General features: G+C 71.2%; 24 protein-coding genes. 6 read left to right on the forward strand and 18 right to left on the reverse strand.

Annotation, left to right across the window (positions count from 1 at the left end; translation table 11 throughout):
- Positions 1-4 precede the first annotated feature (4 nt).
- Both mnmA and AB0N80_RS15290 read right to left on the reverse strand, forming a co-directional pair.
- Positions 5-1,102 (reverse strand): tRNA 2-thiouridine(34) synthase MnmA, encoded by a 1,098-nt coding sequence (gene mnmA / locus AB0N80_RS15285; protein ID WP_315995545.1) that lies wholly within the window; start codon positions 1,100-1,102, stop codon positions 5-7.
- Positions 1,103-1,111: 9 nt separating this feature from the next.
- Positions 1,112-2,305: a cysteine desulfurase family protein gene (locus AB0N80_RS15290; RefSeq protein WP_363579228.1), complete on the reverse strand. Its 1,194-nt coding sequence runs from the start codon at positions 2,303-2,305 to the stop codon at positions 1,112-1,114.
- Between the two features lie 47 nt (positions 2,306-2,352).
- Here AB0N80_RS15290 and glgX point away from each other — a divergent pair, with 47 nt between their 5' ends.
- The 3 genes from glgX to glgB all read left to right on the forward strand — a co-directional run bounded on the left by glgX (position 2,353) and on the right by glgB (position 8,740).
- Positions 2,353-4,452 (forward strand): glycogen debranching protein GlgX, encoded by a 2,100-nt coding sequence (gene glgX, locus AB0N80_RS15295; protein WP_315995543.1) that lies wholly within the window; start codon positions 2,353-2,355, stop codon positions 4,450-4,452.
- Positions 4,453-4,637: 185 nt separating this feature from the next.
- A complete protein-coding gene (locus AB0N80_RS15300) occupies positions 4,638-6,605 on the forward strand; it encodes a maltotransferase domain-containing protein (RefSeq protein ID WP_363579400.1) in 1,968 nt (655 codons plus the stop codon).
- Positions 6,602-8,740, forward strand: a complete 2,139-nt coding sequence (glgB, locus tag AB0N80_RS15305) for a 1,4-alpha-glucan branching protein GlgB (RefSeq protein ID WP_363579229.1) — start codon at positions 6,602-6,604, stop codon at positions 8,738-8,740. Before AB0N80_RS15300 ends, glgB begins: the two co-directional genes overlap by 4 nt.
- Positions 8,741-8,920: 180 nt before the next feature.
- Here glgB and AB0N80_RS15310 read toward each other — a convergent pair whose 3' ends face one another.
- Together AB0N80_RS15310 and AB0N80_RS15315 are read right to left on the reverse strand one after the other, a co-directional pair.
- A complete protein-coding gene (locus AB0N80_RS15310) occupies positions 8,921-9,865 on the reverse strand; it encodes a tetratricopeptide repeat protein (protein ID WP_363391916.1) in 945 nt (314 codons plus the stop codon).
- Complete coding sequence (locus tag AB0N80_RS15315) at positions 9,862-11,673, reverse strand: glycosyl transferase (protein ID WP_363579230.1); 1,812 nt, start codon at positions 11,671-11,673, stop codon at positions 9,862-9,864. Before AB0N80_RS15315 ends, AB0N80_RS15310 begins: the two co-directional genes overlap by 4 nt.
- Positions 11,674-11,844: 171 nt before the next feature.
- Here AB0N80_RS15315 and AB0N80_RS15320 point away from each other — a divergent pair, with 171 nt between their 5' ends.
- Positions 11,845-12,921 carry an AI-2E family transporter gene (locus AB0N80_RS15320; protein WP_315995539.1) on the forward strand — a complete coding sequence of 359 codons (1,077 nt, stop codon included), beginning with the start codon at positions 11,845-11,847 and terminating at the stop codon, positions 12,919-12,921.
- Positions 12,922-12,923: 2 nt separating this feature from the next.
- Here AB0N80_RS15320 and AB0N80_RS15325 read toward each other — a convergent pair whose 3' ends face one another.
- The 9 genes from AB0N80_RS15325 to rpsB all read right to left on the reverse strand — a co-directional run bounded on the left by AB0N80_RS15325 (position 12,924) and on the right by rpsB (position 19,701).
- Positions 12,924-13,646 carry an alpha/beta hydrolase gene (locus AB0N80_RS15325; RefSeq protein ID WP_363579232.1) on the reverse strand — a complete coding sequence of 241 codons (723 nt, stop codon included), beginning with the start codon at positions 13,644-13,646 and terminating at the stop codon, positions 12,924-12,926.
- Positions 13,646-13,933 (reverse strand): hypothetical protein, encoded by a 288-nt coding sequence (locus AB0N80_RS15330; RefSeq protein ID WP_315995537.1) that lies wholly within the window; start codon positions 13,931-13,933, stop codon positions 13,646-13,648. The genes AB0N80_RS15325 and AB0N80_RS15330 overlap by 1 nt, the downstream gene beginning before the upstream one ends.
- Positions 13,934-13,942: 9 nt before the next feature.
- Positions 13,943-14,542, reverse strand: a complete 600-nt coding sequence (locus AB0N80_RS15335; protein ID WP_363391924.1) for a transglycosylase SLT domain-containing protein — start codon at positions 14,540-14,542, stop codon at positions 13,943-13,945.
- 178 nt (positions 14,543-14,720) lie between these two features.
- A complete protein-coding gene (locus AB0N80_RS15340) occupies positions 14,721-15,296 on the reverse strand; it encodes a DivIVA domain-containing protein (RefSeq protein WP_315995535.1) in 576 nt (191 codons plus the stop codon).
- Positions 15,293-16,339, reverse strand: coding sequence for a phosphatidate cytidylyltransferase (locus AB0N80_RS15345; RefSeq protein ID WP_315995534.1), 1,047 nt, complete (start codon positions 16,337-16,339; stop codon positions 15,293-15,295). Before AB0N80_RS15345 ends, AB0N80_RS15340 begins: the two co-directional genes overlap by 4 nt.
- Before the next feature lie 5 nt (positions 16,340-16,344).
- Positions 16,345-16,899 carry a ribosome recycling factor gene (gene frr / locus AB0N80_RS15350; RefSeq protein WP_315995533.1) on the reverse strand — a complete coding sequence of 185 codons (555 nt, stop codon included), beginning with the start codon at positions 16,897-16,899 and terminating at the stop codon, positions 16,345-16,347.
- 74 nt (positions 16,900-16,973) lie between these two features.
- Positions 16,974-17,693, reverse strand: a complete 720-nt coding sequence (gene pyrH, locus AB0N80_RS15355; protein ID WP_315995532.1) for a UMP kinase — start codon at positions 17,691-17,693, stop codon at positions 16,974-16,976.
- A 131-nt stretch (positions 17,694-17,824) separates the two neighbouring features.
- Positions 17,825-18,652 (reverse strand): translation elongation factor Ts, encoded by an 828-nt coding sequence (gene tsf / locus AB0N80_RS15360; protein ID WP_136585461.1) that lies wholly within the window; start codon positions 18,650-18,652, stop codon positions 17,825-17,827.
- 155 nt (positions 18,653-18,807) lie between these two features.
- Positions 18,808-19,701: a 30S ribosomal protein S2 gene (gene rpsB / locus AB0N80_RS15365; protein ID WP_315995531.1), complete on the reverse strand. Its 894-nt coding sequence runs from the start codon at positions 19,699-19,701 to the stop codon at positions 18,808-18,810.
- 315 nt (positions 19,702-20,016) lie between these two features.
- On the opposite strand from rpsB, the gene AB0N80_RS15370 reads away from it, so the two are divergent.
- Positions 20,017-20,532: a M23 family metallopeptidase gene (locus AB0N80_RS15370; RefSeq protein ID WP_363579234.1), complete on the forward strand. Its 516-nt coding sequence runs from the start codon at positions 20,017-20,019 to the stop codon at positions 20,530-20,532.
- 346 nt (positions 20,533-20,878) lie between these two features.
- On the opposite strand, the gene AB0N80_RS15375 is transcribed toward AB0N80_RS15370, so the two are convergent.
- Positions 20,879-21,178: a hypothetical protein gene (locus AB0N80_RS15375; RefSeq protein WP_315995529.1), complete on the reverse strand. Its 300-nt coding sequence runs from the start codon at positions 21,176-21,178 to the stop codon at positions 20,879-20,881.
- A 22-nt stretch (positions 21,179-21,200) separates the two neighbouring features.
- Between AB0N80_RS15375 and AB0N80_RS15380 the strand changes: the two genes are divergently transcribed.
- On the forward strand, positions 21,201-21,425 hold the full coding sequence (locus AB0N80_RS15380) for a hypothetical protein (protein ID WP_315995528.1): 225 nt from the start codon (positions 21,201-21,203) through the stop codon (positions 21,423-21,425).
- A gap of 164 nt (positions 21,426-21,589) precedes the next feature.
- Here AB0N80_RS15380 and AB0N80_RS15385 read toward each other — a convergent pair whose 3' ends face one another.
- The 4 genes from AB0N80_RS15385 to AB0N80_RS15400 all read right to left on the reverse strand — a co-directional run bounded on the left by AB0N80_RS15385 (position 21,590) and on the right by AB0N80_RS15400 (position 25,826).
- The gene (locus AB0N80_RS15385; protein WP_315995527.1) at positions 21,590-22,606 is read right to left on the reverse strand and encodes a tyrosine recombinase XerC; all 1,017 of its coding nucleotides are present in this window, start codon (positions 22,604-22,606) and stop codon (positions 21,590-21,592) included.
- Between the two features lie 144 nt (positions 22,607-22,750).
- Complete coding sequence (gene dprA, locus AB0N80_RS15390; RefSeq protein WP_363579236.1) at positions 22,751-23,944, reverse strand: DNA-processing protein DprA; 1,194 nt, start codon at positions 23,942-23,944, stop codon at positions 22,751-22,753.
- A complete protein-coding gene (locus tag AB0N80_RS15395; protein WP_363579238.1) occupies positions 23,941-25,467 on the reverse strand; it encodes a YifB family Mg chelatase-like AAA ATPase in 1,527 nt (508 codons plus the stop codon). Before AB0N80_RS15395 ends, dprA begins: the two co-directional genes overlap by 4 nt.
- The gene (locus AB0N80_RS15400) at positions 25,464-25,826 is read right to left on the reverse strand and encodes a YraN family protein (protein WP_363579240.1); all 363 of its coding nucleotides are present in this window, start codon (positions 25,824-25,826) and stop codon (positions 25,464-25,466) included. The genes AB0N80_RS15395 and AB0N80_RS15400 overlap by 4 nt, the downstream gene beginning before the upstream one ends.
- Between the last annotated feature and the right edge of the window lie 28 nt (positions 25,827-25,854).

Below are 25,854 nucleotides of genomic sequence, written 5' to 3' on the forward strand. Positions count from 1 at the left end.
CGCGTCAGACCTCGACCGGAACCGCCGACACCGTCCGGTCGATGGTGAACTGACCGATCACGCGCGTCCCGTCGTACAGCACGGCGGTCTGCCCGGGTGCGACACCGTCGAACGGCGTCTCGGGTCGCACGGTCACGACCCCGTCCTCGAGCACGGCGGCGGCCGGCACCGGATCGGCGTGAGCCCGGATCTGCACGTGACAGGCGAAGGTCGACGCCGACGGCGCGCGGCCCGCCCAGGTGAAGCGCTCCCCGGCGATCTCGCTGCAGGCCAGGGCTTCCTTCGGTCCCACCACGACGGTGTTGTTCACCGGGCGCACCTCGAGCACGAACCGGGGCTTCCCATCGGATGCCGGAACCCCCAGCTGCAGTCCGCGTCGCTGCCCCACGGTGAAGGCGTGCGCCCCCTCGTGGGTGCCCACGACGGCGCCCGTGCGGTCGAGGATGTCACCGCGCTCGGCGCCCACCTTGTCGGCGAGCCAGCCGCGCGTGTCGCCGTCGGGGATGAAGCAGATGTCGTGGCTGTCGGGCTTGTGCGCCACGGTGAGTCCCCGCGCCTGGGCCTCCGCACGCACGACCGCCTTCGAGGGGGTCGACCCGAGCGGGAAGTACGTGTGCGCGAGCTGCTCGGCCGTCAGCACGCCGAGCACGTAGGACTGGTCCTTCGCGGCATCCGAGGCCCGGTGCAGTTCGCGACCCTCCGGAGTGTCGACGAGGGTGGCGTAGTGGCCGGTGCAGACGGCGTCGAAGCCGAGCTCGATCGCGCGCTCGAGGAGGGCGGCGAACTTGATCTTCTCGTTGCACCGCATGCAGGGGTTGGGGGTGCGGCCCGCGCGGTACTCCGACACGAAGTCCTCGATGACGTCGTCACGGAAGCGCTCCGAGAAGTCCCACACGTAGAAGGGCATCCCGAGCTTGTCGGCCGCGCGGCGCGCGTCCATGGCGTCCTCGATCGTGCAGCAGCCGCGGCTCCCGGCGCGAAGAGTCCCGCCGGCCCGCGAGAGCGCCAGGTGCACACCGACCACGTCATGACCGGCCTCCACGGCGCGGGCCGCCGCCACCGCGGAGTCCACGCCTCCGCTCATCGCCGCCAGAACTCGCATCGTCCCAGTCTACGAACGGCCCGCTGAACGGGCGCCGGATGCGCCGGATGCCACGGCCCGCGCGTACGCGTCGGGGAGCCGGGCGAGAACGGACTCGACGTCATCGGCCGTGGAGGTGTGCCCGAGGGTGAAGCGCAGCACCGATCGCGCCGCACGGTCGTCGTGGCCCAGGGCGAGCACCACGTGCGAGGGCTCGGCCACCCCGGCCTGGCAGGCGGACCCGGTCGAGACCGCGACCCCCGCCATGTCGAGCAGGAACAGCAGCGTCTCGCCGGCGGCATCCGGGAACAGCACGTGCGCGTTGCCGGGAAGGCGGTCGTGGGGGTCGCCCAGCAGCCGCGCGGCGGGGATGGACTGCAGGATGCCGCTCACCAGACGGTCGCGCAGGGCCGCCAGACGCGCGCTCTCCCGCTCGCGCTCCGCCTCGGCCGCGCGTGCGGCGGCGGCGAAGGCGGCCGCACCCGCGACGTCCTGCGTCCCGGCGCGGAGCCCGCGCTGCTGACCGCCGCCGTGCAGGAGCGGTGTCATCGTGGCGTGCCGCGACACGACGGCGGCGCCCACGCCGACGGGTCCGCCGACCTTGTGCGCCGACACCGACATCGCGACCAGTCCCCCGCGCGCCGAGCCGGCCCCGCGCCACGCGGAGAAGTCGACCGGGATCTGCCCGAGCGCCGACACCGCGTCGAGGTGCAGGGGAATTCCGGCACCGGATGCCGCTGCCGCCAGGCCCGCGGCATCCTGGATCGTCCCGACCTCGTTGTTGGCCACGAGCGCCGTCGCGACAGCGGCCCCGGGCAGGGCGGCCGCGAAGGAGTCGCCGTCGATGCGCCCGACCGGATCGAGGGGCACGGAGCGGACCTCGGCCTCCTGCGACGCCGCGAGCCAGCCGACGACGTCGAGGGTCGCGTGGTGCTCGCCGTCGGGCAGCACCAGGGCACGCGCACCGGGCTCGCGCGCCCACCAGAGCCCCTTCAGGGCGAGATTCGCCGCTTCCGTGCCGCCCGAGGTCAGCACGACCTCGATGCTCTGGCATCCCAGGACCTCGGCGAGACCGTCACGGGCGTCTTCGAGCAGGCGCCGCGCATCCTGACCCGCCCCATGGATCGACGAGGGGTTGCCGAGCACCTCGTGCGCGGCGAGCCAGGCCTCCCGCGCCTCTGCGCGAAGAGGCGTCGTCGCTGCGTGATCGAGGTAGACCCGCATCCGCCACCCTCCCGGCTCCGCCGTCCGTCTTCACTACCCTAAGACGCATGGTCCGACCCGAGACTGTCCTCCCCGCCCGCTCCTCCACCCGACCGAGCCTGCTGACTCCCGCGCTCGACGACCTCGGGGTGCGTCTCGGTCCCGACGGCGGGACGCTGCGCGTGTGGTCGGGCGCCGCCGACGCGATGCAGTTGCTCGTCTTCGACGACGTCGACCTCGACTGGGCCACCGAGACGATCACGATGACTCCCGTGGGCGGGGGCGTGTTCGAGGCGTCGACACCGCTCCTGCGGCCCGGGGCACGGTACGCGATCCGCGTGGGCGGACCGCACGGACCGGGACACACCTTCAACCCGCAGTCGCTGCTGATCGAGCCGTACTCGCGCGGACTCGTGTCGGGCAGCTTCGGCGATTGGCGCTCGGTCGTGGTCGACGGCTCGTTCGACTGGGGCTCGTCGGCGAAGCCCCGTGTGCCCCTGGACCGCACGGTGATCTACGAGGGGCACGTGAAGGGCCTGACCAAGCGGCATCCCTTCATCCCCCCGGCACTGCACGGCACGTACGCGGGCCTCGCGCACCCCGCGATGATCGACCATCTGCTCTCGCTCGGGGTCACCAGCGTCGAACTGCTGCCCGTGCACGCCTTCGCCACCGAACCGCGCCTGCTGCAGCTCGGACTGTCGAACTACTGGGGCTACAACTCCCTCAACTTCTTCACCCCGCACGCGCCCTACGCCACGGCCGCCAGCCGCGCCGAGGGCCCCGACGCAGTGCTGCGCGAGTTCAAGGGGATGGTCAAGCTCCTGCACGAGGCGGGGCTCGAGGTGCTGCTCGACGTGGTCTACAACCACACCGCCGAAGAGGGCATCGGCGGTCCCCGCACGAGCCTGCGCGGGATTGACAACCGCGCCTACTACCGGCAGACGGCCGAGGGCGTCTACATCGACGAGACCGGATGCGGCAACGCGGTGAACACCTCGACGGATGCCGCTGCCCGGCTCGTCCTCGACTCGCTCCGCTACTGGTCGGAAGACGTGCAGATCGACGGCTTCCGCTTCGACCTGGCGGTGACGCTCGGGCGGGACGCGCATCACTCCTTCGCCCCCGATCACCCGCTGCTCACGGCCATCCGCGACGACGAGCGGCTCGCGGACGCGAAACTCATCGCGGAGCCCTGGGACGTCGGCATGGGCGGATGGCAGACCGGCAACTTCGGCCCCGGGTGGCTGGAGTGGAACGACCGGTATCGCGACCGCGTGCGCAACTTCTGGTTGAGCGACATCGACTACGCGCGCCGCGCCGACACCGCCCCGGTCGGCGTGGGCGGGTTCGCCACCCGGCTCGCGGGTTCGTCGAACACGTTCAGCGAGGAGCGCGGCCCGCTCGCGAGCGTCAACTTCGTCACGGCCCACGACGGCTTCACGCTGCGCGATCTCGTGTCGTACGACGTCAAGCACAACCTGGGCAACGGCGAGCAGAACCGCGACGGTGCCGACACCAACCGCTCGTTCAACCACGGCGCCGAGGGCCGCACCGACGACGAGCGCGTCCTCGCCACGCGACGCAAGGCCATGCGCAACCTGATGGGCACCCTGCTGCTGTCCGCCGGGGTCCCCATGATCACGGCCGGAGACGAGATGGGGCGCACGCAGCGCGGCAACAACAACGCCTACTGCCACGACTCCGCCCTGACGTGGTTGTCGTGGGACCTCGCGCCCTGGCAGCGCGACCTGTTCGCCCACACCCAGCGCCTGCTGCAGGTGCGGCGGGAGAACCCCGCCCTGCGCCCCCGCCGCTTCGCCCGGCTCGGGGAGCGGATCCCCTCGGCATCCGTCATGGAGTGGTTCGACGAGCGCGGCGACACGATGTCGAGCGACCGGTGGAACGACCCCGCCCACCGCACGCTGCAGTACCTCGCGACGTCGACGCCCGAGGACGAGGACCCGAACCGCGTGCTTCTCGTGGTGCACGGCACCGAGGCGGACACCGAGATCGTGCTGCCGCGCATCGACGGAGAGCCCGACCTCGCCTACCTCGCCCTGTGGTCCAGTGCCGACGAGACGCCCACGTCCGCCCCAGCCCGGTTCGCCGCGGGAGACGTCGTGCCGGTGACGGGCGCGTCGATGATGCTGTTCCGCGTCGAGTAACCGCAGCGCCCTGTCAAGGCCGCGCGAAACGATGCGGCAACGTCGGTGGCCCGCGGTAGGTTCGGATCGTGGCCACCACGACGACTCCTTCGCCCGAGCTGCCCTGGCGCAGCGCCGCCTCGATTCCCGTGCGTCCGGTCAAGCCGACGCCGGCCTCGCGCAGCGTGGTCACGCCGCGCATCCCGATGGCCCTGCCGCATCCGAGCGTCCCGGGTGGGCGATTCCGCCCGTCCGCGTACCTGGGCGAAGCCGTTCCCTTCACGGTCACCGCATTCCGCGAGGGGCACGACCGCATCGGCGTCCAGGTGCGACTGTTCTCGCCCTCGGGTGACGAGTCGTTGCATCGACTCAGCCCCCTCAACGACGGCTTCGACCGCTGGTCGACCCTCGTGGCCCCGCTCGAGCAGGGCGTGTGGCGCTTCCGGTTCGAGTCGTTCGCCGACGACTTCGCGACATGGGAGCACGCGGCCGACCTGAAGATCGCCGCAGGTGTCGACACCGCGCTCATGCGCGAGATGGGCGCCCAGCTGTTCGACCGCGCCCGTGGCGAGAAGAAGCGCCCCGGCAGCGACAAGGACCGCCTGTACGACGCCGCCCGCGCGCTGCGCGACCCGGAGGTGCACGACGACACCGCCCTGCAGATCGTGCGTGACCCCGCGATCGCCGCGCTGTTCGAGGTCCGGCCGATGATGGGACTCGTCTCGGTCGGTAAAGACGCCGAGCTGCTCGTCGAGCGCGAGCGCGCCGGTGTGGGCGCCTGGTACGAGTTCTTCCCGCGCTCGGAGGGCGCCACGCGCCGCGACGACGGGTCCGTGGTCAGCGGCACGTTCCGCACCGCCGTCGATCGCCTCCCCGGCGTGGCCGACATGGGCTTCGACGTGCTCTACCTCCCGCCGATCCACCCCATCGGCGTGACCAACCGCAAGGGTCCGAACAACACGCTCGTCACGCAGCCGGGCGACCCGGGCTCGCCGTGGGCCATCGGCGCCGCGGAGGGCGGGCACGACACGGTGCACCCCGACCTCGGCACGCTCGAGGACTTCCGCGCCTTCGTCGCCGCCGCGCGCGAGAACGGCGTCGAGGTGGCGCTCGACCTCGCGCTGCAGGCCTCGCCCGACCACCCGTGGGTCGCAGAGCACCCCGAGTGGTTCACGACGCTCCCCGACGGCTCGATCGCGTTCGCCGAGAACCCGCCCAAGAAGTATCAGGACATCTACCCGGTCAACTTCGACAACGACCCCGAGGGCATCCGCGCCGAGGTGCTGCGCATCGTGCGCCACTGGATCGCGCAGGGAGTCACCATCTTCCGCGTCGACAACCCCCACACCAAGCCGCTGCAGTTCTGGGAGTGGCTCATCGCCACGGTGAGCGCGGAAGAACCCGACGCCGTCTTCCTGGCGGAGGCGTTCACGCGTCCGGCACCCCTGCAGGGTCTGGCGATGGCCGGGTTCCAGCAGAGCTACACGTACTTCACCTGGCGCAACACGAAGGAGGAGCTCGAGGAGTTCCTCGGCGGCCTCGCCCACGAGACCGACGACTTCCTGCGGCCCAACCTCTTCGTCAACACCCCCGACATCCTCACGGAGTACCTGCAGTTCGGGGGGCGCCCGGCCTACAAGATCCGCGCCGCGATCGCCGCGACGGCCGCCCCCACCTACGGCGTCTACGCCGGGTACGAGCTCTACGAGAACATCGCGCGCCCGGGCTCCGAAGAGAACATCGACAACGAGAAGTACGAGTACAAGTTCCGCGACTGGGCGGGCGCCGAGGCGGCGGGCGACTCTCTCGCCCCCTACCTGCGCATGCTCAACGCCGCGCGCCGCGCCCATCCGGCCCTCCGTCAGCTGCGCAACCTGCAGGTGCACTGGAGCGACGACGACGCCATCCTCGTGTACTCCAAGCACCTGGATGCCGCCCTCAGCCCCACGGGCACCTCCGACACGGTGATCGTCGTCGCCAACGTCGACCCGCACTCGGCGCGCGAGACCACCGTCCACCTCGACACGACCTTGTTCGGCGTCGAACCCGGCGCGTCGTACGACGTCGAAGACCTCGTGACCGGCCAGGTCTGGACCTGGGCCGACCACAACTTCGTCCGCCTCGACGCCTTCAGCGAGCCCGTGCACATCCTGCACGTCAAGGAGAACCGATGACCTCCCTCTCCCCCGAGATCCTGGATGCCGTGGCCCACGGCTCCCACCACGACCCGCACAGCGTGCTGGGCGTGCACGAGACCGGCGACGGGTGGGTCATCCGCTCGCGGCGCCCCCTCGCCGCGACCGTCGTCGCCGAGCTCGCCGACGGTACCCCGGTTCCGCTCGAGCACGTGCGCGGGGGCATCTGGGAGGCCGCGGTCGACGCCTTCCCCGGGGCATACCTGGTACGTGCGTCGTACGACGGGTCGGAGCATGCGGCCGATGACGGCTATCGCCACGCCCCCTCCATCGGCGAGCTCGACCTGCACCTCATCACCGAGGGACGTCACGAGGAGCTGTGGCGCGTGCTCGGAGCGCACGTCCGCGAACTCGACGGGTCCTCGGGCACCGCCTTCACCGTGTGGGCGCCCGACGCCCGTGCGTTGCGCGTGATCGGCGACTTCAACGGCTGGGACGGGTCGGGCAGCGCGATGCGCTCGATGGGCGGAAGCGGCGTCTGGGAGCTCTTCATCCCCGGCGTCGGGATCGGCGCACGCTACAAGTTCGAGATCCTCACCCGCGGTGGCCAGTGGATCGAGAAGGCCGACCCGATGGCGCGCCTCGCCGAGGTCCCCCCGGCCACCGCGTCGGTCGTCACCGACTCCGCCTACGCCTGGGCCGACGACCGCTGGATCGACGAGCGCTCCCGCACCGCGCCGATCGACCGCCCGATGTCGATCTACGAGCTGCACCTCGGCTCATGGAAGCAGGGCCTCTCGTACCGCGACGCGGCCGACGAGATCATCGCCTACGTCGGCGCTCAGGGCTTCACCCACGTCGAGTTCCTTCCGCTCGCCGAGCACCCCTTCGGTGGGTCGTGGGGCTACCAGGTGTCGGGCTACTACGCCCCCACGAGCCGCTTCGGCTCCCCCGACGACCTGCGTTACCTCATCGACCGTCTTCACCAGGCCGGCATCGGCGTCATCATGGACTGGGTCCCCGGGCACTTCCCGAAAGACGACTTCGCCCTGGCCCGCTTCGACGGCGAGGCCCTCTACGAGCACCCCGACCCCCGCCGCGGCGAGCACAAGGACTGGGGCACGCTCATCTTCGACTACGGCCGCAACGAGGTGCGCAACTTCCTCGTCGCGAACGCGCTGTACTGGTTCGAGGAGTTCCACGTCGACGGTCTGCGCGTGGATGCCGTGGCATCCATGCTCTATCTCGACTACTCCCGCAACGACGGCGAATGGGCACCGAACCAATTCGGCGGTCGCGAGAACCTCGAGGCGATCCGCTTCCTGCAGGAAGTCAACGCGACGTCCTACAAGCGCTACCCCGGCATCGCCCTCATCGCCGAGGAGTCGACGAGTTTCCCCGGCGTCACCGCCCCGACGTCGCACGCCGGACTCGGTTTCGGCTTCAAGTGGAACATGGGGTGGATGAACGACTCGCTGCAGTACATCGGTCGCGATCCGATGTACCGGTCGCACCATGAGGGCGAGCTGTCGTTCTCGTTCGTCTACTCCTTCAGCGAGAACTTCGTCCTGCCCATCAGCCACGACGAGGTCGTGCACGGCAAGGGGAGCCTCTTCGGCCGCATGCCGGGAGACCACTGGCAGAAGCTCGCCAACATGCGCGCCTTCCTGGCGTACATGTGGGGCCACCCGGGCAAGCAGTTGCTCTTCATGGGCCAGGAGTTCGGCCAGATGTCGGAGTGGTCCGAGTCCCGGTCGATCGACTGGTGGATGCTCGACCAGCCCTCCCACAAGCAGCTGCACGAATTCGTCGCCGAGCTGAACCGCGTGTACAAGGATCAGGCGGCCCTCTGGTCACGCGACCACGACGGAGCGGCCTTCTCGCGTCTCGGCGCGCCCGCGTGGAACCCGAACGTGCTCGCTTTCGCCCGTCGTGACCACCACGGCAACACGATCGCGGTCGTGTGCAACTTCTCCGGCGTCCCGCTCACCGACTTCCCGCTCGACCTGCCCGAATCCGGGTCGTGGACCGAAGTGCTCAACAGCGACGCGGAGGTGTTCGGCGGTTCTGGCCAGGGCAACCTCGGCACGGTCACGACCGATAGCCGCGGGAGCGCGACCCTCACCCTCCCGCCGCTCGGGGTGCTCTGGCTGCACCACCGCGCCGGGTCCTGACCCGCGGAGTCCGACGCCCCGTCCCGATCACCGGGGCGGGGCGTTCGCGTGCCCGGGGTCCGTGACCGGCCTCCGGTGGGAGGGGACACCCGCGTGTTGATCGACGATCGCATCTCGCGCCGGCTAGGACGAACGACGGCCCGGACCCCCGAGAGGGACCGGGCCGCGTCGTCGGTCGTGTCAGAAGAGCAGGGATGCCAGTCGCGCGCGCGCCCGTACGACGCGGGCGTCGTCGTCGCCGATGATCCCGAACAGCTCGAGCAGGCGCTCGCGGACCGGGGCGCGCTCGTCGGCAGGGAGCGCCGCGAAGAGATCGAGCAGACGCCCGAATGCGTCATCGACGTGTCCGCCGACGACATCGAGGTCGGCGACGACGAACTGGGCGTCGACGCCCGTGGGATCGGCCGCCGCCGCGGCGCGCGCCGCCTGCAGGTCGGCGCCCTGCACGCGGTCGAGCAGGCGCACCTGACCGAGGCCCGCACGGGCGTCGGAGTCACGCGGATTCTCGGCGAGAGCCTTCTCGTACGCCGTGATCGCGCGGGCGTAGTCGCCCTCCTCGATCGCGGCGAACGCCTCGGCGTGCAGCGGCGGCAGCGGGGGCTCCTCTGCCGGAGCCGCATCGGCCGCCCCGGCGACGGGAACGGTGCCGGTGACGCCGTGCTGGGCGGCGAGCTGCAGCAGCTGAGCGAAGACGTCGCGCACCTGCTGCTCGGGCACCGCGCCGGTGAACAGCGGAACGGGCTGACCCGCGACGAGCGCGAGGACCATCGGAATGGACTGCGCGCGGAAGCCCTGCGCCAGCTGCGGGTTGGCGTCGACGTCGACCTTCGCCAGTACGAGGCGTCCGGCCAGTTCGGTGACGACCTTCTCGAGCACCGGGCTGAGCTGCTTGCACGGCCCGCACCACTCGGCCCACAGGTCGATGACGACGGGAACCGTGCGCGAGAGCTCGAGCACCTCGCCGAAGGTCGCGTCGGTCACATCGAAGACCAGGGGCAGGGCACCGGCCGGGGCGGCGCCCTCGGCGGGAGGGGTCGCGGGGGCCGCGGGGGCGGCGGGACGGTTGCGCAGCGACGAGAGGTCGACGGCACCGCGCATGACGGAGCCGGGGGCGGGAGTGCTCACGGGGACACCTTCGCTTCGAGGAGGCTGGAACGGTAGCCGAGCAGGCGGATCTTGTCGTCGGAGCCCTGGCTGGGCACGTAGAAGAACACCTGGTCGGAGTAGGTCGTGGTGAAGCCTGTCGCGGACTGGTCGACACCGGTCAGGGCCTTGACCGCCGGATTGTTGTCGAGCTTGATGACCGCGTCGGCGTTCGTGGGCTTCGCCGTGTCGCTCTCGTAGACATTCACGGCGACGATCGCGCCGGTGTCGAGCGTCGCGAGGGCGATGGGGGCGGCGGGCCCCGCCGAGGCGGCGAAACTGATCTCAGCCGTTCCGGCGCCGGTCTGGTTGAGCTCGTCGGTGCGCTTCGTCTTGTTGTCCTGGATCGCGGAGAGCAACAGGTCGTTCGCGGTGTCGAAGAGCGCGGCCGAGGTGCTGTTCTCGCCGTTGTTGATGATGTCGGCGTAGGCGGCGGCGACCTTCTCGGGAGCGAGGGTGAGGAACGAGGAGTCCGGCGGCACCTGCGTCGCGCCCACGTAGGGGGCGGCGAGCTCCGGCAGGTTGGTGGAGGCCTCGAGGTTCCCGACGTACGACGCCTTGTACTCGTCCCACGGCGTCTCTTGCGTCATCATCATGATCGTCGTGGTCGGGGTCGCGGCATCCGCCGACTCCACCACGGTCATGAGCGTGCGCGGCCAGGTGCCCGTCGTCTGCGGCAGCACGATCTGAACCGGCTCCGCGGGAATGGCCGGGAGCGCCGGGCGGTCGGGCAGAGCCGCACGCAGCGTGTAGTTGGTGGCGCGCTCGGCGAGCGCCGGTCCGGACAGGCGTTGGGCGGCGGCGTTCTGATCGAGCGCCGCGTCGGCCGAGGAAACAGTGCTCGACACGCGCGCGACGATCCGCTTCGCCTGCGCCTCGGTCACGGCGGGCGGGAATTGCCCCTCGGGAACGACGACCGTGGGCGTCGGGCTCGGAGTCTCGGATGCCGCCAACTGCGGCCAGGCGTCCGCCGAGCAGCCGGCGAGCAGCGCGACGGAGACGCCGAGGGCCGGGACCGCGACGAGTGCGCGCCGGCCGCGCGAGCCTGTCCCGCGGCGCGCGGGGCTCTCGCTCACGACCCCCTTGGACGCGGACGCGTCGCGAGCTGCGGCATCCGACTCGGCGATGGAGATGGGCTCCGTGACCGGCAGGGGCAATCCCTTCCGGCGCGGGCGCCGCGAACGGCGCACGTGCCGGATGCCGAGCAGGTAGAGCACGAGGCCCGCGAGCAGGGCGATACCGCCGCCGACAATGAGCGGACCCGCCCAGGGCGTCGAGTCGTCGATGGGCCACGTGACGCTGATGTTCGACGGCGCGGGAGCCGTGCCGTCGGATGCCACGAGCACGCTCATGTCGTCCGGCAGCTGCAGGGTGGTGGACAGCGACCCGGTCTGCTCGTACTCGTCCAGCCACAGGTCGTTGTCGATCGGACTCCGCCCCGCGGCGGCGTGGGAGGTGGGTGTCACGGTCGGGGCCTGATCGGCGGTCTGCACCGTCCCCTCACCGTCCACGGTCACCGCGGTGTAGTCGACGTCGGCGAGCCACGCCTTGAGGTCGGCCGTGCGCCCGTAGGAGACGAACACCGCGCCGTCGCCCTCGACGCGCAGCGTCTGGGCGCCCGGGACGCTCGTGAGCACGGAGCCGTCGATCAGCGTGTACGCCGCCGACCCCTCCGTCTGCACCGACGTGGTGGTCTCAGATGGACCCTGGAAAACCGTGCGCTGAGCGATCCCGGCACCGATCATGGCGGCGGCGATGACGAACGCCACCACGGCCCAGACGAATCTCACGCTTCACACCATCCCCACCGGCAGCTCGGGCGCCACCGAAGAATCGACGTTTCAGACTATCGGAGGGCGGCTGAAAGTTCGCGGCGAGGCTCGCGCCTCGCCGATCCCGCCCGCACGGTCACTATCCTGACGAGACGGGCGCGTGCCCGGCTGAGGCGGGAGTCGTTCGGCATGAAGATCCACAACCCCTTCCGGGTCGCACTCCTGGCGACTCTCGGAGTCGGCGTCGGCCTGCTGCTCATCGGGAGCGTGCAGAACCTCTCGACGATCCTGCTGTACGTCGGGACGGCCCTGTTCCTGTCGTTGGGCCTCGACCCCGTGGTGTCTTTCCTGGAGCGGCGCGGTCTGCCCCGCTGGGCGGCCGTCCTCGTGACGATCCTCGCGGTGCTCGGCGTCTTCGCCGGCATCATCTTCATGGTCGTGCCGATCATCGTCAGCCAGATCGCCCAGCTGATCTCCCAGGTCGAGCAGCTGCTGCAGCCGGGACGCTGGAACGAGATCGTCACGCAGGTGCAGCAGTGGGTGTCCGACTCCCTTCCCTGGCTCAAGATCGACGACGTCTGGGCCGGCATCCAGCACTGGTTCACGACCCTCGACGTCGGCTCGATCTCCACGGTCATCGGCAACAGCCTGCTCACGGGCGCCGGCGCCGTGGCAGCAGGTCTCGGCGGCGCGTTCATCGTGCTGATCCTGACCATCTACTTCACGGCATCCACTCCCTCGCTCAAGTCGGCGGTGTACCAGCTGGTCCCGGCGTCCAAGCGCGCGCGCTTCATCGAGCTCGCCGAGAAGATCACCGACTCCGTGGGTTACTACGTCATGGGGCAGGTGAGCCTGGGCGTCATCAACGGCGTGCTCAGCGCCATCTTCCTCACCATCATCAACGCGCCGTTCCCGGCCGTGCTCGCCGTGATCGCGTTCTTCTTCTCGCTCATCCCCCTGGTGGGAACGCTGACGGGCTCGACGATCATCGTGCTCACCTGCCTCATTCCGGGTCTCGGAACGCCGGGGTGGGCGATCATCGCGGCGGCGATCTACTACCTCGTCTACATGCAGATCGAGGCGTACGTCATCTCCCCGCGTATCATGAACCGCGCGGTGTCGGTGCCGGGCTCGGTCGTCGTGATCTCGGCGCTGGCCGGCGGCGCACTGCTCAACCTGCTGGGCGCCCTCATCGCGATCCCCGTGGCCGCGAGCATCCTCATCATCTACCGCGAGGTCATCATCCCGCGGCAGAACGAGCGCTGAGCTCAGCCGACGACGTCGCCGTCCCACTCGGTGGGGAGCGGAAGGGCGTCGGGGGCGACCGCGGCGACGATCTCGGTGAGCACGCGGCGCGTCTGCGTCTCGCCGACCCACAGATGCTTCCCGCCTTCGACGGCGATGAGCGTGGCATCCGGAATCGACGCGAAGCGCTCGCGGGCCTCGTCGGGTCGCAGGTAGTCGTCGAACTCGGGAACCAGCACGACCACCCGGCGCTCGTCTCCCGCCCACGCCGCGACCTCGTCGGCGGTCGCCCGATGCAGCGGGGGCGACAGCAGGATGACGCCCTCGATGTCGTGGTCGCGGCCGTACTTCAGCGCGAGCTCGGTGCCGAACGACCACCCCACCAGCCAGGGGCGGGGCAGACCGCGCTCGCGCACGAAATCCATCGCCGCCGCCACGTCGAAGCACTCGTTCGCTCCCCCGTCGAAGGCGCCGTCGCTCGTGCCGCGGGGAGACGTCGTGCCCCGGGTGTTGAACCGCAGCACCGCGAGATCGGCGAGGGCCGGCAGGCGGCCGGCCGCCTTGCGCAGGATGTGCGAGTCCATGAACCCGCCTGCCGTGGGCAGCGGGTGCAACGTCACAAGGGTCGCCACCGGCTCGCGGTCGAGGGGCAGGGCGAGCTCGCCGACGAGGGTGAGCTCATCGACCGTGTGCAGGGCGACGTCTTCCCGGCGTGCGGGCAGAAGGACGGGTCCGCGAATCTCCATCAGGCGATCCTCCAACAGTGGGTGTGCCAGTGCCGACGTGCGGCGAGATCCGCCGCGTCGCCGAGCACGCCGTCGGCGCGCCAGACGACGAGGTGGGGGGTGCCGGAAGCGACCGTGCGTCCGCATCCGGGGCAGATGTAGTCCTTGACCGCCTGCGGCCCCGAGAGCGGCTGCACGGTCCATTCCGATCCGCGCTTGACCTCGGTGCGCTTCCACCCGGCGATCAGACGATCGAGCGAGTCGTCGCCGCGACCCGGATCGGGGCGGCGCTTACGTGAGCGGGGCATGGATGCCGCTCACCACCAGTGGTTGCTCGTCCAGAACGCGTACGCGCCCGCCCAGCTGCCGTATCGGCCCGTGGCGTACCCGGTCGCCCAGCGCAGGTTGTCGACCGGGTCGTACCCGTTGCCGGGGACCTTGCTGCACGGCAGGGCCTGCACGAGACCGCACGCTCCCGAGGAGCGGTTGGTGGCGTTCGGATTCCACCCGCTCTCGCGGCTGACGATGTAGTCGACGTAGCCCATGTCGGCATCCGAGATGCCGGCGGCGGCCATCCATTCCGCGGGCGCTCCCCCGCCGGAGTAATACAGCGGCCCTCCGCCACCGCCACCGCCGTCCCCGCCGGCCGACGAACCCGAGTCGCTGCTGCGCGTCTGCGTGGGCGTCGGGGTGGGGGTCGGCTTCGGCTTGACGTACACGTTGTAGCTCGAGCGTTGCAGGTCGGGGGCCTGCTTCTCGCCCGAGGTCGACACCGCCTGCGTGTCACCGAGGCCCTCCGCGTAGAGGGTGACCGTGCGGGGCTCCTCGGCCTGCGCCGGCGAGAACGCGGCGCTCATGGGCCCGACGTAGGCGGCCGCGAACAGGACCGCCGCGCACGCGCCGAACACGCCGACCACGCCGCGACGACGGGACCAGCGTGGCGCCGAGCGGCGCGGAAGAGCGGGGGGTACCACGTCGACCGACCCGACGCCTCGACGGGCGACGCGGTCCGATGATCTACGCGAGAGTTCCGAGCCAGAAGTCACAGTGCGGCCGAGTCTACCGACGAGTCGGAACGGGTGTCATCCTGATGCCTCATCCGACGGCGAGCATGACCTCGACGACGGCGTCGAGCACCGCATCGACCTGGGTCTCGCGGTATCCACCGCGCTGCAGGCGGAATGCGACGGCGCGTACCTGGTCGGGCGTCACGGGGTCGCCCGCCGCGAGGTAGCGCGCGACGCGGTCGGCGACGACGTCGACTTCGTCGACCCGGTACCCGTAATGCAGCAGCGACACGCGCTCGAAGCGCTGTCCGCGCGGCCGACCGAGACGGTCGAGCACGACCTGGGCGGTGTCGCGCGTCTCCGCGACCCAGGCCCGCGCCCCGAGCCGGGAGAGAGCGTGCTCGCGCTCTCGTGCGGCGAAGGCGTCTTCGACCCGACCCAGGGCCGCGTCGACGGATGCCACGGCGTAGCCGCCCTTGACCAGCGGGAACGACACCGCGCGAACCTCCGACGAGCGCAGGACGCCGGGGTCGTCGGCTTCGAACGCGTCGCGCGCGCGGGCGAGGAATGCGTCGACGGCGCGCTTCTCGTAGCCCTTGGTGCGTCCCGTCGTCTCGGGGAAAGGGGTCGCGGCGACCTTGTCGTGGATCGGGGTCTCGGTCATGACACTCCCAACGGGGCGAGCAGATAGAACATCACCAGAGCGGCCGTCGCCGACGGCAGGATCGAGTCGAGGCGGTCGAGCACCCCCCCGTGTCCGGGTAGCCACGAGCTCATGTCCTTGATGCCGAGGTCGCGCTTGACCATCGACTCGCCGAGGTCGCCGACGGTCGCCGTGGCCAGCACGGTCGCGCCGAAGATGAGCCCGGCCCACCACGGGACCTGGAGCATGAACACGGCCAGAAGCGCCCCGGCGACCAGAGCCGCCACGCACGCGCCCGCGAAACCCTCCCAGGTCTTCTTCGGGCTGATGCGCGGAGCCATCGGATGCCGCCCGCCCCGACCGAATGTGAGGCCCGAGATGTACGCACCGGTGTCGGCCGCGACGGCGAGGATGAGGAACGCGAGAACCCACCACTCCCCACGCGGCTGAGCGAGCAGGATCATGGCGACGCTGGTGAGGAACGGAACGTACAGCTGCACGAACCCCGCGACGAGCACATCGCCGATGACGTCGATGCGCAGCCGTCCGTCGGCGGCGAAGAGCTGCGCCACCAGCCGCCACACGACGACCACGACGACCGCGACGAGGGTGGCGATCCAGTGCACCCAGGCGCCGAGGAAGAACCCGCTGAGCAGCAGCACGAACCCCATGACCAGCTGCGGGACGACGTCGACGCGCCGCCCGGCGACCTGCAGGGCTCGGCTGAACTCGACGACCCCCAGCACCATCGCGGCCGCGGCGAAGAGGACGAAGGCCCACTTCACGAAGATCAGCGAGGCGATCACGATCGCACCGATCCCCACGCCGATGAGCGTCGCGACGATCAGGTCGCGCCCCGTGCGCTGCTTCAGACGCTCGTTCGCCTGGTCGAACTCGGCGCGCGCGTGCGCGATGTGCTGCTCGGCATCCGATCGCATGGCACGCAGCTGCGACTCGATCGCCGTGACCCCCTCGCCCGTCGTCGGACGGCGCGTCGGATCGGCACGACGGACGTCGAGCGGGTCGACCGGCTCGGCGTCACCGGTCTCAGGGGCGTCGGGCATGCGGGTCAGACCTCGAGAAGCTCGGCCTCTTTGCGCTTGAGCGCGTCGTCGATCAGGTCGACGTGCGTGCGCGTGACGGCGTCGAGCTCCTTCTCGGCCCGAACGAGCTCGTCCTCGCCGACGTCGCTCTTCAGGGCGTCGAGGTCGTCCTTCGCCTTGCGGCGCAGGTTGCGCACCTGCACCTTCGCGTCTTCTCCCTTGCCGCGCACGATCTTGACGTACTCCTTGCGGCGGTCCTGCGTGAGTTCCGGCATGGTGACGCGGACGATCGTGCCGTCGTTGGTGGGGTTGACGCCGAGGTTCGGCATGTCGCGGATGGCCTGCTCGATGGCCTTCAACGCGGACTTGTCGTAGGGGTTGATGACGAGGGTGCGCGCCTCGGGGTTGTTCAGCGACGCGAGCTGCGCGAGAGGGGTGGGCGACCCGTAGTAGTCGACCAGGACCTTCTGGAACATCTGGGGGTTCGCGCGTCCGGTGCGGACGGTCGCGAAGTCCTCCTTCGCGGCCTCGACGGCGCGATCCATTCGCGCTCCGGCATCGGCGAGGACATCGGCGATCACGGTGACTCCATTCGTTGGACTGAGGTGCCAGTCTAGTCGCGCGCGGGCCCGGCTCCCCGGGCCCGCGCGGCGCGTCACGCGGTGACGAGGGTTCCCATCTCGTCGCCCAGCAGCGCACGGGTGACGTTGCCGGCCGGCTCCATGCCGAACACGCGCATGTCGATGCCGTTGTCCATGCAGAGGCTGAACGCCGTCGAGTCCACGACCTTGAGGCCCTTCTGCAGCGCGTCGCTGTAGGTGAGGTGGTCGAGCTTGGTGGCACTGGGGTCCACGCGCGGGTCGGCCGTGTACACGCCGTCGACGCCGTTCTTGGCGACCAGCACCTCGGTCGCACCGATCTCGAGCGCGCGCTGGGCGGCGACGGTGTCGGTGGAGAAGTACGGCAGGCCGGCGCCGGCGCCGAAGATCACGACGCGGCCCTTCTCGAGGTGACGCACGGCCCGTCGCGGGATATAGGGCTCGGCCACCTGCGTCATCGAGATCGCCGACTGCACGCGCGTGGCGGCTCCCGCCTGCTCGAGGAAGTCCTGCAGGGCCAGGGAGTTCATCACGGTGCCGAGCATGCCCATGTAGTCGGCGCGGCCGCGATCCATGCCGCGCTGGCTGAGCTCGGCGCCGCGGAAGAAGTTGCCGCCGCCGACCACGATCGCGATCTCGACCCGGTCCACCGCCTCGGCGATCTCGCGTGCGATCTGGCTGACGACGTCGGGATTGACACCCAGTTGGCCTCCGCCGAACGCCTCCCCCGACAGCTTCAGCAGAACCCGGCGGCGCTTGGTGGCTTCATCGATCACGTGTGGTGTCCTCTCGTCTTGAACAAACTATCCCCCCGCCGACGCCGACCGATACGGGCCGCGGGCAGGGAAAAGGCCCGGGATGCCATGGCATCCCGGGCCTCATGACGGGCCCTGAGCCTGTCGAAGGGTTACGCGCCGACCTTGAAGCGGGCGAAGTCGGTCAGGGTGAGACCGGCGTCGGACGCGACCTTGGCGACGGACAGCTTGTTGTCCTTCGCGTAGTCCTGGTCGAGCAGGGCGACCTGCTTGAAGAACGCGTTAACGCGTCCCTCGACGATCTTCGGCAGGGCGGCCTCGGGCTTGCCCTCGTTGCGGGAGATCTCGGTGACGATCTCGCGCTCCTTCTCGACGTCGGCCTCGGGCACGGCGTCGCGGGTGAGGTACGAGGGGTTGGCGAACGAGATGTGCTGCGCGATGGAGCGAGCGGTCTCGGCGTCGTCACCGGTGTAGGCGAGGACCACGCCGACCTGCGGGGGCAGGTCCTTGCTGGTCTTGTGCAGGTAGACCTCGAACTTGTCGCCCGAGATGGTGCGCACGCGGCGCAGTTCGACCTTCTCGCCGATGATCGCGGCCTCGTCGGAGATGAGCTGCTCGACGGTCTTGCCCTCGGCGTCGGCGGCCAGAGCGGCCTCGACCGAGTCGGCACCGGCGGCGGCCGCCGCGTCGACGACCTTGTCGGCCAGAGCGATGAAGCGCTCGTTCTTGGCGACGAAGTCGGTCTCGCAGGCGAGCTCGAGCAGCGTGACCGAGCCGGCGTTCTCGCGAGCGACCACGAGGCCCTCGCTCGTCGAACGGTCGGCGCGCTTCGCGTTGCCCTTGGCGCCCTTGAGGCGCAGGATCTCGACGGCCTTCTCGACGTCGCCGTCGGCCTCTTCGAGCGCCTTCTTGGTGTCGACCATGCCGGTGCCGAGCTGCTCGCGCAGCGCCTTGATGTCGGCGATCGTGAAGTTTGCCATGGTGTGGCGGTCTCCTTGTCGTTTGCGTTCTAGATGTGGGCCCGGCGGGGCCGTGTCGCCGCCCTCACGAGAAGGGGGCTGTCACGACCCCGCCGGATCGTAGCCTGTGCGGGTGACGCGCCGTGCACGCGGGGGTGACGGCGGCGTCGTGCGGCTTACTTGCTGTCGGTGGCCTCGGCGTCCGCGACCTCGGTCGCGGTCTCGCCCGACTCGGCGGCGACGGCCTCGTCGTGAGCCTCGGCGCCGGCGGCGTCGTCAGCCGACTCGGTCGCGGCCTCGGTGGTCTCGGCGTTGGTCTCGAGCAGCTCGCGCTCCCACTCGGCGAGAGGCTCGGCGGCCTCTTCCTCACCGGCGGGCTGGTGACGCTGGATGAGGCCCTCGGCCGCGGCGTCGGCGATGATGCGCGTGAGCAGGCTCACCGAGCGGATCGCGTCGTCGTTACCGGGGATCGGGTACTGGAACTCGTCGGGGTCGGCGTTCGTGTCGAGGATGCCGATCACGGGGATGCCGAGCTTCTTGGCCTCGTCGACCGCGAGGTGCTCGCGCTTGGCGTCGACGACCCAGATGGCCGACGGGGTCTTCTGCAGGTTGCGGATACCGCCGAGCGACTTGTGCAGCTTGTCGAGCTCGCGCTTCTTGAGCAGGAGCTCCTTCTTGGTGAAGCCGCTCTCGGCCGGGTTCTCGTAGTCGAGCTCCTCGAGCTCCTTCATGCGGGCGAGGCGCTTCGACACCGTCTGGAAGTTGGTGAGGAGGCCACCGAGCCAGCGCTGGTTGACGTAGGGCTGGCCCACGCGGGTCGCCTGCTCGGCGAGGACTTCCTGCGCCTGCTTCTTGGTGCCGACGAAGAGGATGGTGCCGCCGTGCGCGACGGTCTCCTTGACGAACTCGTACGCCTTGTCGATGTAGCCGAGCGACTGCTGCAGGTCGATGATGTGGATGCCGGAGCGCTCGGTCAGGATGAAGCGCTTGACCTTCGGGTTCCACCGGCGGGTCTGGTGTCCGAAGTGAACGCCGCTGTCGAGCAGCTGGCGGATGGTGACGACGGCCATGGTCGTACTCCTGTTTCTGGGCGCTTTCGCGCCGTGGTTGCGGTTATTCGCGCCGGACGGACCGTCCGGCGAGCCTGGTGCCCGGCGCACACCCGCCACCCGCCGGAGCGGAGGACCATGGGGTGTGGATGCCGCGCGGTGCGGCTTCTGGGAAGAAGACGCGATGCGCTGTGGGCACGCGGAGTCATCCCGACGTGCGGGATGCATCCCCCAGCATACAGGACGCCTCCTCCCCACCGCGTGCGCGCACGGGTCCGTCCCGATTCGCGCCGCGGCCGCCACGCGGAGGTGACGGGGAGGGGCAGACTCCCCGCCATGACTCCTCCTTCCGCGCGCCGACGCCTCGCTGCGATCGTCGTGATCCTGACCCTGTGCGCAGCGCTCGTCGGCATGAACGCCCCGGCTCGCGGGGACGGTGCGGCCCCCCTCGCCGAGCGCGGCTGGGTGTGGCCGGTCTCTCCGGTGAGGATCGTGCGCGGGTGGGAGGCCCCCGCGCACCCCTACGGTCCGGGCCATCGGGGCGTCGACCTCGCCGGCACGGAGGTGCGCGCTCCCGCCGACGGGGTCGTCGCCTTCGTCGGCGCGGTCGCGGGGCGCGGGGTGCTCACGATCGACCACGGCGGGGGCCTGGTGAGTTCGTTCGAGCCGGTCGTCTCGGACCTGGCGGTCGGTGAGCACGTGGCGCCGGGCCAGCCGCTCGCGATGGTCGCCGAGGGCGGGCACACCGCGCCCGCGACGGTACACCTGGGGGTCCGCCTCGACGGCGAGTACGTCAATCCGCTCCGTCTTCTCGGCGGCGTGCCACGCGCTGTGCTCCTGCCGTGCTGCTGAGCGGCGGAGGATGACTCGCGGTGTCGTTCCGGGGCGCTCCTCCCCGTGTCGGCGTCACCCCGGGCCCCTGCCTCGGGTCCCCGTCCTGCCCCGCTTCGGGCCAAGATCGGCTCACCGGCGCCCGGTCGCAGGGCGCCGCTCGGACATCCTGGTGCTCCCCCGTGTCGGGCGAGGATCGGGTTCACCGGCTGCCGTTCGGGGCGCTGCAACAGGGCTCGTGTGCTCCCCCGTGTCGGGCGAAGGTCGGCCTCACCGCTCCCGTTCGTGGGGCGCCGCCTCGGGCCCCGTCGTGCTCCCCCGTGTCGGGCGAAGATCGGCCTCACCGGCGCCCGGTCGAGGACCGGCATCACCCGATCTGATTGCCGCGACCCTCGATCGTCGTCGTTCCGATGCCCCCACCGGCGCGCACCACGTTGTCCTGCCCGCGAACGGTCACCGCCGAGATGGCACCCGCCGCCTGCATCGACGTACGGTCGCCGCTGAGGTCGACGCTTCCGATCCCGCCCGAGGATTCGACCGAGCCGTCGTTCCCCTGCACCACGACCATGTCTATTCCGGCGGCGACGACACGCGCCCGGTCGCCGGAGATCCGGAGCGTGCCGATGGACGCCCCGGAGGCGTCGACGGTGAGGGCCGACCCCGACACGGTCACTTCCGAACACGTGCCCGTGACACGCACGGATCGCTCGGAGCCCGAGATGTTCTGGCTGCCGCCGTCGCCGCACGAGAGCGCGCCGGGGTCGGCGACGGGGCTCGAGGGCTGCGGAGTGACGGTGACCAGCGGCGCGGATGTCGCATCGGCGTCCGGGGCCGGCGAGCGCGTCACGACCGAGGGCGACGGAACGGATGCCGTCGGGACGGATGCCGTCGGCGAAGCGTCCGAGGCTCCGTAACCGGGCGGGAGTCGCGTCTCGACCGGTTGGGGTTGCATCGCACACGCGGTGAGCGCACCGCAGGCGAACAACGCACCTGCGACAGCGGCGACGACTCGACGGGACGGCACGGCTCCCACGCTACGGGGTGCGGGGTCGCGCACGCCAGCCGGGGGCCGCCGGGCTCAGGCTCGAGGGTGGGCGAGACGGTACGCCTCCCGGAGCCTCTCCGCCGAGACGTGCGTGTAGATCTGAGTGGTCCCCAGACTGGCGTGGCCCAGGATCTCCTGCACGGCCCTCAGATCGGCGCCGCCGTCGAGGAGGTGTGTGGCGGCGGAGTGCCGGAGCGCGTGCGGGCCCAGCACGTCGGTCCCCAGCCGCGGACCGACGGTGCGCGACACGAGCGCATGGACGGCGCGCGGTCCCAGGCGCGACCCCTTCGCTCCGAGGAACACAGCTCGCGCGTCGCGGTCCGTGCCGTGTGCGGCGCCGCCCGAGCTGGAGCGGGCCGCCCGACCGCCATCGCCACGGGCTGCGTCGGGGCGCCCCCGGTCGCTGCGGGGGAGATCGTCGGACGCCTGCGCTTCCCTCCGGGCGCGGAGGACCGGCCGAGCCCGGACGAGGTAGGCCTGGAGGGCGCGCTCGGCCGGCAGTCCGAACGGCACGACGCGCTCCTTGTCGCCTTTTCCGCGTAGCCGGAGGGTCCGCCGTTCGTGGTCGATGTCGTCGAGGTCGAGTCCGCATGCCTCGGAGACCCGCGCCCCGGAGCCGTAGAGCAGTTCGAGAAGGGCGTGATCGCGGAGAGCGACGGCATCGCCCTGCGTCGCCGACTCGGCCACCGCGGCGAGCACCTCCGAGAGCGCGTCCTGCGTGGCCACGGCGGGGAGCGTCCGCCCGCGCTTGGGGGAGACGAGCCGTTGGGACGGATCGACGGTGACGAGGCCGGCGTCGCCCGCCCAGGCGAACATCCCGCGCACCGTCGAGGTGCGTCGAGCCGCGGTGGCTTTGCTCTTGCCCGCTTGCGAGGCGCGCCACTGCCATTCGCGAAGGTCGTCGACCCCGATCTCGGCGATCGGCGGATCGTTCAGGACGCGCACCAGGTCGTCGAGATCCGACCGATAGGCGCGGACCGTCGCGGCCGAGAGGCGGCGCACCTCCGCCAGGTGGGACAGATAGCCCTCGACCACCGCGGATGTACGCACCCTCCCACTTTGACTCCCGCCGTCGCCGAGCCGCGGGTGACGCGCGGGAAGCGCGCGAGCCGGTGCCCCGGCCCTCGGCCCGTCGCCGACGATGCGCTCCGCCCAGGACCGCCGCGCAGCAGCCGGACGCGGCGTCGCCCCCTCTCATGACCGAGTACTCCCCCGCGTCACCGAACGCCACGCGCCGTCGTCGTCGCGGACGGCACGACCCTCCAACTCCGCGAAGCCGAGCAGGACGGCGGCATCGTCACGGGCGAGTCCGCTCCGTCGTGCCACATCGTCGACCGACCTCGCCGATCGAGGCGACAGCGCGTCGAACAGCCTCGTGGTGTCATCGGTCCTGTCGGCATCGGCGGCGCGCCCACTGTCGCCCGCGGGAGCGCCGCCCGCGCCCAGCATTTCGAGGACGTCCGCCGCCGACGTCACGCACACGCCGTCGAATTCGCGCAGCACCCGATGGCATCCGGCCGACGCCGCACTCGTGATCGGACCGGGCACCGCCCCGAGCCGCCTGCCGAGCATCGCGGCGTGGCCGGCGGTGTTCAGGGATCCGCTCCGCCAGCCGGCCTCGATGACGACGACCGCGTGGGCCATCGCCGCAATGAGGCGGTTCCTCCCGAGGAACCGCCACTTCGTCGGCGCCGCTCCGCACGGGGTCTCGCTCCACACGGCCCCCGTCGCCGCGATCCGCTCCAGAAGACCCTCATGTCCGCGGGGGTACGGGCGGTCGACCCCTCCGGCGAGGAAGGCCACCGTCGTGCCACCCATCGACAGCGCACCCCGGTGGCACGCGCCGTCGATGCCGTAGGCGGCGCCGGAGATCACCACCGCACCTGCCGCCGCGAGCTCGGCGGCGAGATCGGCCGCCACACCTTCGCCGTACGCGGTCGCGGCGCGCGCGCCCACGAGAGCGACCGCGGGCGCATCCGACGGCGTCCCTCTCCCCCGTCGCCAGAGGGCGACCGGGGCGTGCGCCTCGAGATCTCCGAAGCGCGCTGGCCACGCCTCATCTCCGGGAACCACGAGGCGAGCGCCGCATCGCCGAGCCGCGTCGAGAGCGGCGTCGACCGCCGAACCCTGGAGTCTCGGCATCCATCGCGCTCGTGCCCGGTCGAGGGCGTCACCGCGGCCGTCCATCACCACACGGAGCGCTGCGGCGGCGCCGACGGCCGCGATCAGCACGCCCGCCTCGCTGTCTCCCGGCTCGACGAGCACGCTCCACACCGCGCGCGCATAGACCTCCGCCGGGTCGAGCGGTTCGTCGCCGAGGTCGACGCCCTCGCGAAGCCCGTCGAGCGCGCGGCGCGCCGACGCCTCGGACAGTTCGATGGGGATCATGAGGCGTTCGCTCCGCGCCGCAGGAAGAGCGCTCGACCGACGTCGGCTGCCTCCAAGCGGTCGTGGCCGGCGATGTCGGCGACCGTCCAGGCGACGCGCATGAGGCGGTCGTATCCGCGCAGCGTCAGGGCGCCTCGTCGCAGCGCGACGTCGAGCGGCGCGAGCACCTCGGAGCTCGGCGCAGCGGGTCCGCGCAGCCAGGTTCCGGGGACATCGGCGTTCCGCCGCCACGGCGTCTCGTCCCACCGTCGCGCGGCACGGGCGCGTGCCTCCGCCACCAGCGACCGGGCATGCGCCGTCGTCATCGTCGCGCCTGCGAAGTCGCGGCGCACCGACGAGACGCGTTGCAGGCGAAGGTCGATGTCGATGCGGTCCAGCAGCGGTCCCGACAGGCGCCGGGTGTAGCGGCGGATCGCTTGCGGGGCGCATTCGCACGTGGCTCCCGGGACGCCGTACTGCCCGCACGGACACGGATTGGTGGCCACCACCAGCTGGAACCGCGCCGGATAGGTCGCCGCCACGCCGGAGCGATGCACCTGGATCACCCCGCTCTCGAGCGGTTGCCGCAGGGCGTCCAAGACCGAGGCCGGGAATTCCCCGCCCTCGTCGAGGAACAGAACGCCCTCACTCGCCCGCGCGATCGCGCCCGGGCGGATCACTCCGGAGCCGCCCCCGATGAGCGCGGCCGCCGTCGCCCCGTGGTGGGGACTCTCGAACGGCGGTACGCGCGTCAGACGGGTCACGGTCTCGCCGGAGAGCGAGCGCACCGACGCGACGGACAGGGCCGCCTCGTCGTCGAGCGGCGGCAGGATGCCGGGCAGTCGGCGGGCCAGCATGGTCTTACCGGCCCCCGGTGGTCCGCTCATGAGGACGTGATGCCCGCCCGCGGCCGCCACCACGAGGGCCTCGACCGCCTCGCGCTGGCCCACCACGTCAGCCAGATCGAGCACGGCGTCGGCCGGTTCGGCAGATTCGGGCAGCTCGACGGCGGCCAGGTCGGGCGCCTCGCTGCTGCCCCCGTGCCAGCGCACCACGTCGGCGAGGCAGACGGCCGGGTACACCTCCATGCCGTCGACCAGTGCCGCCTCCGCCGCGTTCGCCTTCGGTACGGCGACCCGGGTCAGCCCCGCGGCGCGGGCCGCCACGACCGCGGGGAGCACCCCGGCCACGGGCCGCAGCCGACCGTCGAGTCCGAGCTCGCCGATGTGGACCGTGTCGGCGACGTGAGCGGCATCCATCCGCACGGAGGTCGCGAGGGCCGCGACGGCGATCGCGACGTCGAAGCCCGAGCCGCGCTTGGGCAGACTCGCCGGGGAGAGGTTGACGGTGATCCGCCGCTTGGGGAGGTCCAGGCCACGGTTGGCGCACGCATTGCGCACCCGCCGGCCCGCTTCGCCCAGGGCCTTGTCGGCCAGGCCGATGATCGCGAACTCGGGAGTCTGCGACGACACGTCCGCCTCGACCTCGACCAGGTCGCCGCGCAGTCCCGTCAACGCCACCGCCCACGTGCGCGCAACCGTCACAGGGCGTCCTCGAGGTGCTCGAGGCGCGCGTCGGCGGGATCGTCACCGATCAGGCCGATGACGTCGACCCGCAGACGACGCCCGCGCGCGTGCTGCGGATGCTCGGCGAGCCAGGCCATCGACAGCCGCCAGAGGCGCTCGGCCTTCCGTCGATCGACTGCCTCGAACGGGTGACCGTAGTCCTCACTGCGTCGGGTCTTGACCTCGACGATGACGAGCGTGCCGCTGCGCTCGGCCACGACGTCGATCTCCCCCTGTGGACATCGCCAATTGCGCGCCAGGATGCGGTAGCCGTCGCCGATCAGATAGGCGACCGCGCGGTCTTCTCCGGCTCTGCCGAGGTCGTCTTTCGCTGCCATGCCCGAGAGCGTGGCAGCAGGCTCATCC

Source organism: Microbacterium sp. NPDC089188 (genome assembly GCF_040685155.1).
GTDB classification, from domain to species: Bacteria; Actinomycetota; Actinomycetes; order Actinomycetales; family Microbacteriaceae; genus Microbacterium; species Microbacterium galbum.

Bases quoted from the DNA above. Each gene is read 5' to 3' on its own strand.
- mnmA (WP_315995545.1), bottom strand. From the start codon at position 1,102: ATGCGAGTTCTGGCGGCGATGAGCGGAGGCGTGGACTCCGCGGTGGCG.
- AB0N80_RS15290 (WP_363579228.1), bottom strand. From the start codon at position 2,305: ATGCGGGTCTACCTCGATCACGCAGCGACGACGCCTCTTCGCGCAGAG.
- glgX (WP_315995543.1), top strand. From the start codon at position 2,353: ATGGTCCGACCCGAGACTGTCCTCCCCGCCCGCTCCTCCACCCGACCG.
- AB0N80_RS15300 (WP_363579400.1), top strand. From the start codon at position 4,638: ATGGCCCTGCCGCATCCGAGCGTCCCGGGTGGGCGATTCCGCCCGTCC.
- glgB (WP_363579229.1), top strand. From the start codon at position 6,602: ATGACCTCCCTCTCCCCCGAGATCCTGGATGCCGTGGCCCACGGCTCC.
- AB0N80_RS15320 (WP_315995539.1), top strand. From the start codon at position 11,845: ATGAAGATCCACAACCCCTTCCGGGTCGCACTCCTGGCGACTCTCGGA.
- AB0N80_RS15325 (WP_363579232.1), bottom strand. From the start codon at position 13,646: ATGGAGATTCGCGGACCCGTCCTTCTGCCCGCACGCCGGGAAGACGTC.
- AB0N80_RS15330 (WP_315995537.1), bottom strand. From the start codon at position 13,933: ATGCCCCGCTCACGTAAGCGCCGCCCCGATCCGGGTCGCGGCGACGAC.
- AB0N80_RS15340 (WP_315995535.1), bottom strand. From the start codon at position 15,296: ATGACCGAGACCCCGATCCACGACAAGGTCGCCGCGACCCCTTTCCCC.
- AB0N80_RS15345 (WP_315995534.1), bottom strand. From the start codon at position 16,339: ATGCCCGACGCCCCTGAGACCGGTGACGCCGAGCCGGTCGACCCGCTC.
- tsf (WP_136585461.1), bottom strand. From the start codon at position 18,652: ATGGCAAACTTCACGATCGCCGACATCAAGGCGCTGCGCGAGCAGCTC.
- rpsB (WP_315995531.1), bottom strand. From the start codon at position 19,701: ATGGCCGTCGTCACCATCCGCCAGCTGCTCGACAGCGGCGTTCACTTC.
- AB0N80_RS15370 (WP_363579234.1), top strand. From the start codon at position 20,017: ATGACTCCTCCTTCCGCGCGCCGACGCCTCGCTGCGATCGTCGTGATC.
- dprA (WP_363579236.1), bottom strand. From the start codon at position 23,944: ATGATCCCCATCGAACTGTCCGAGGCGTCGGCGCGCCGCGCGCTCGAC.
- AB0N80_RS15400 (WP_363579240.1), bottom strand. From the start codon at position 25,826: ATGGCAGCGAAAGACGACCTCGGCAGAGCCGGAGAAGACCGCGCGGTC.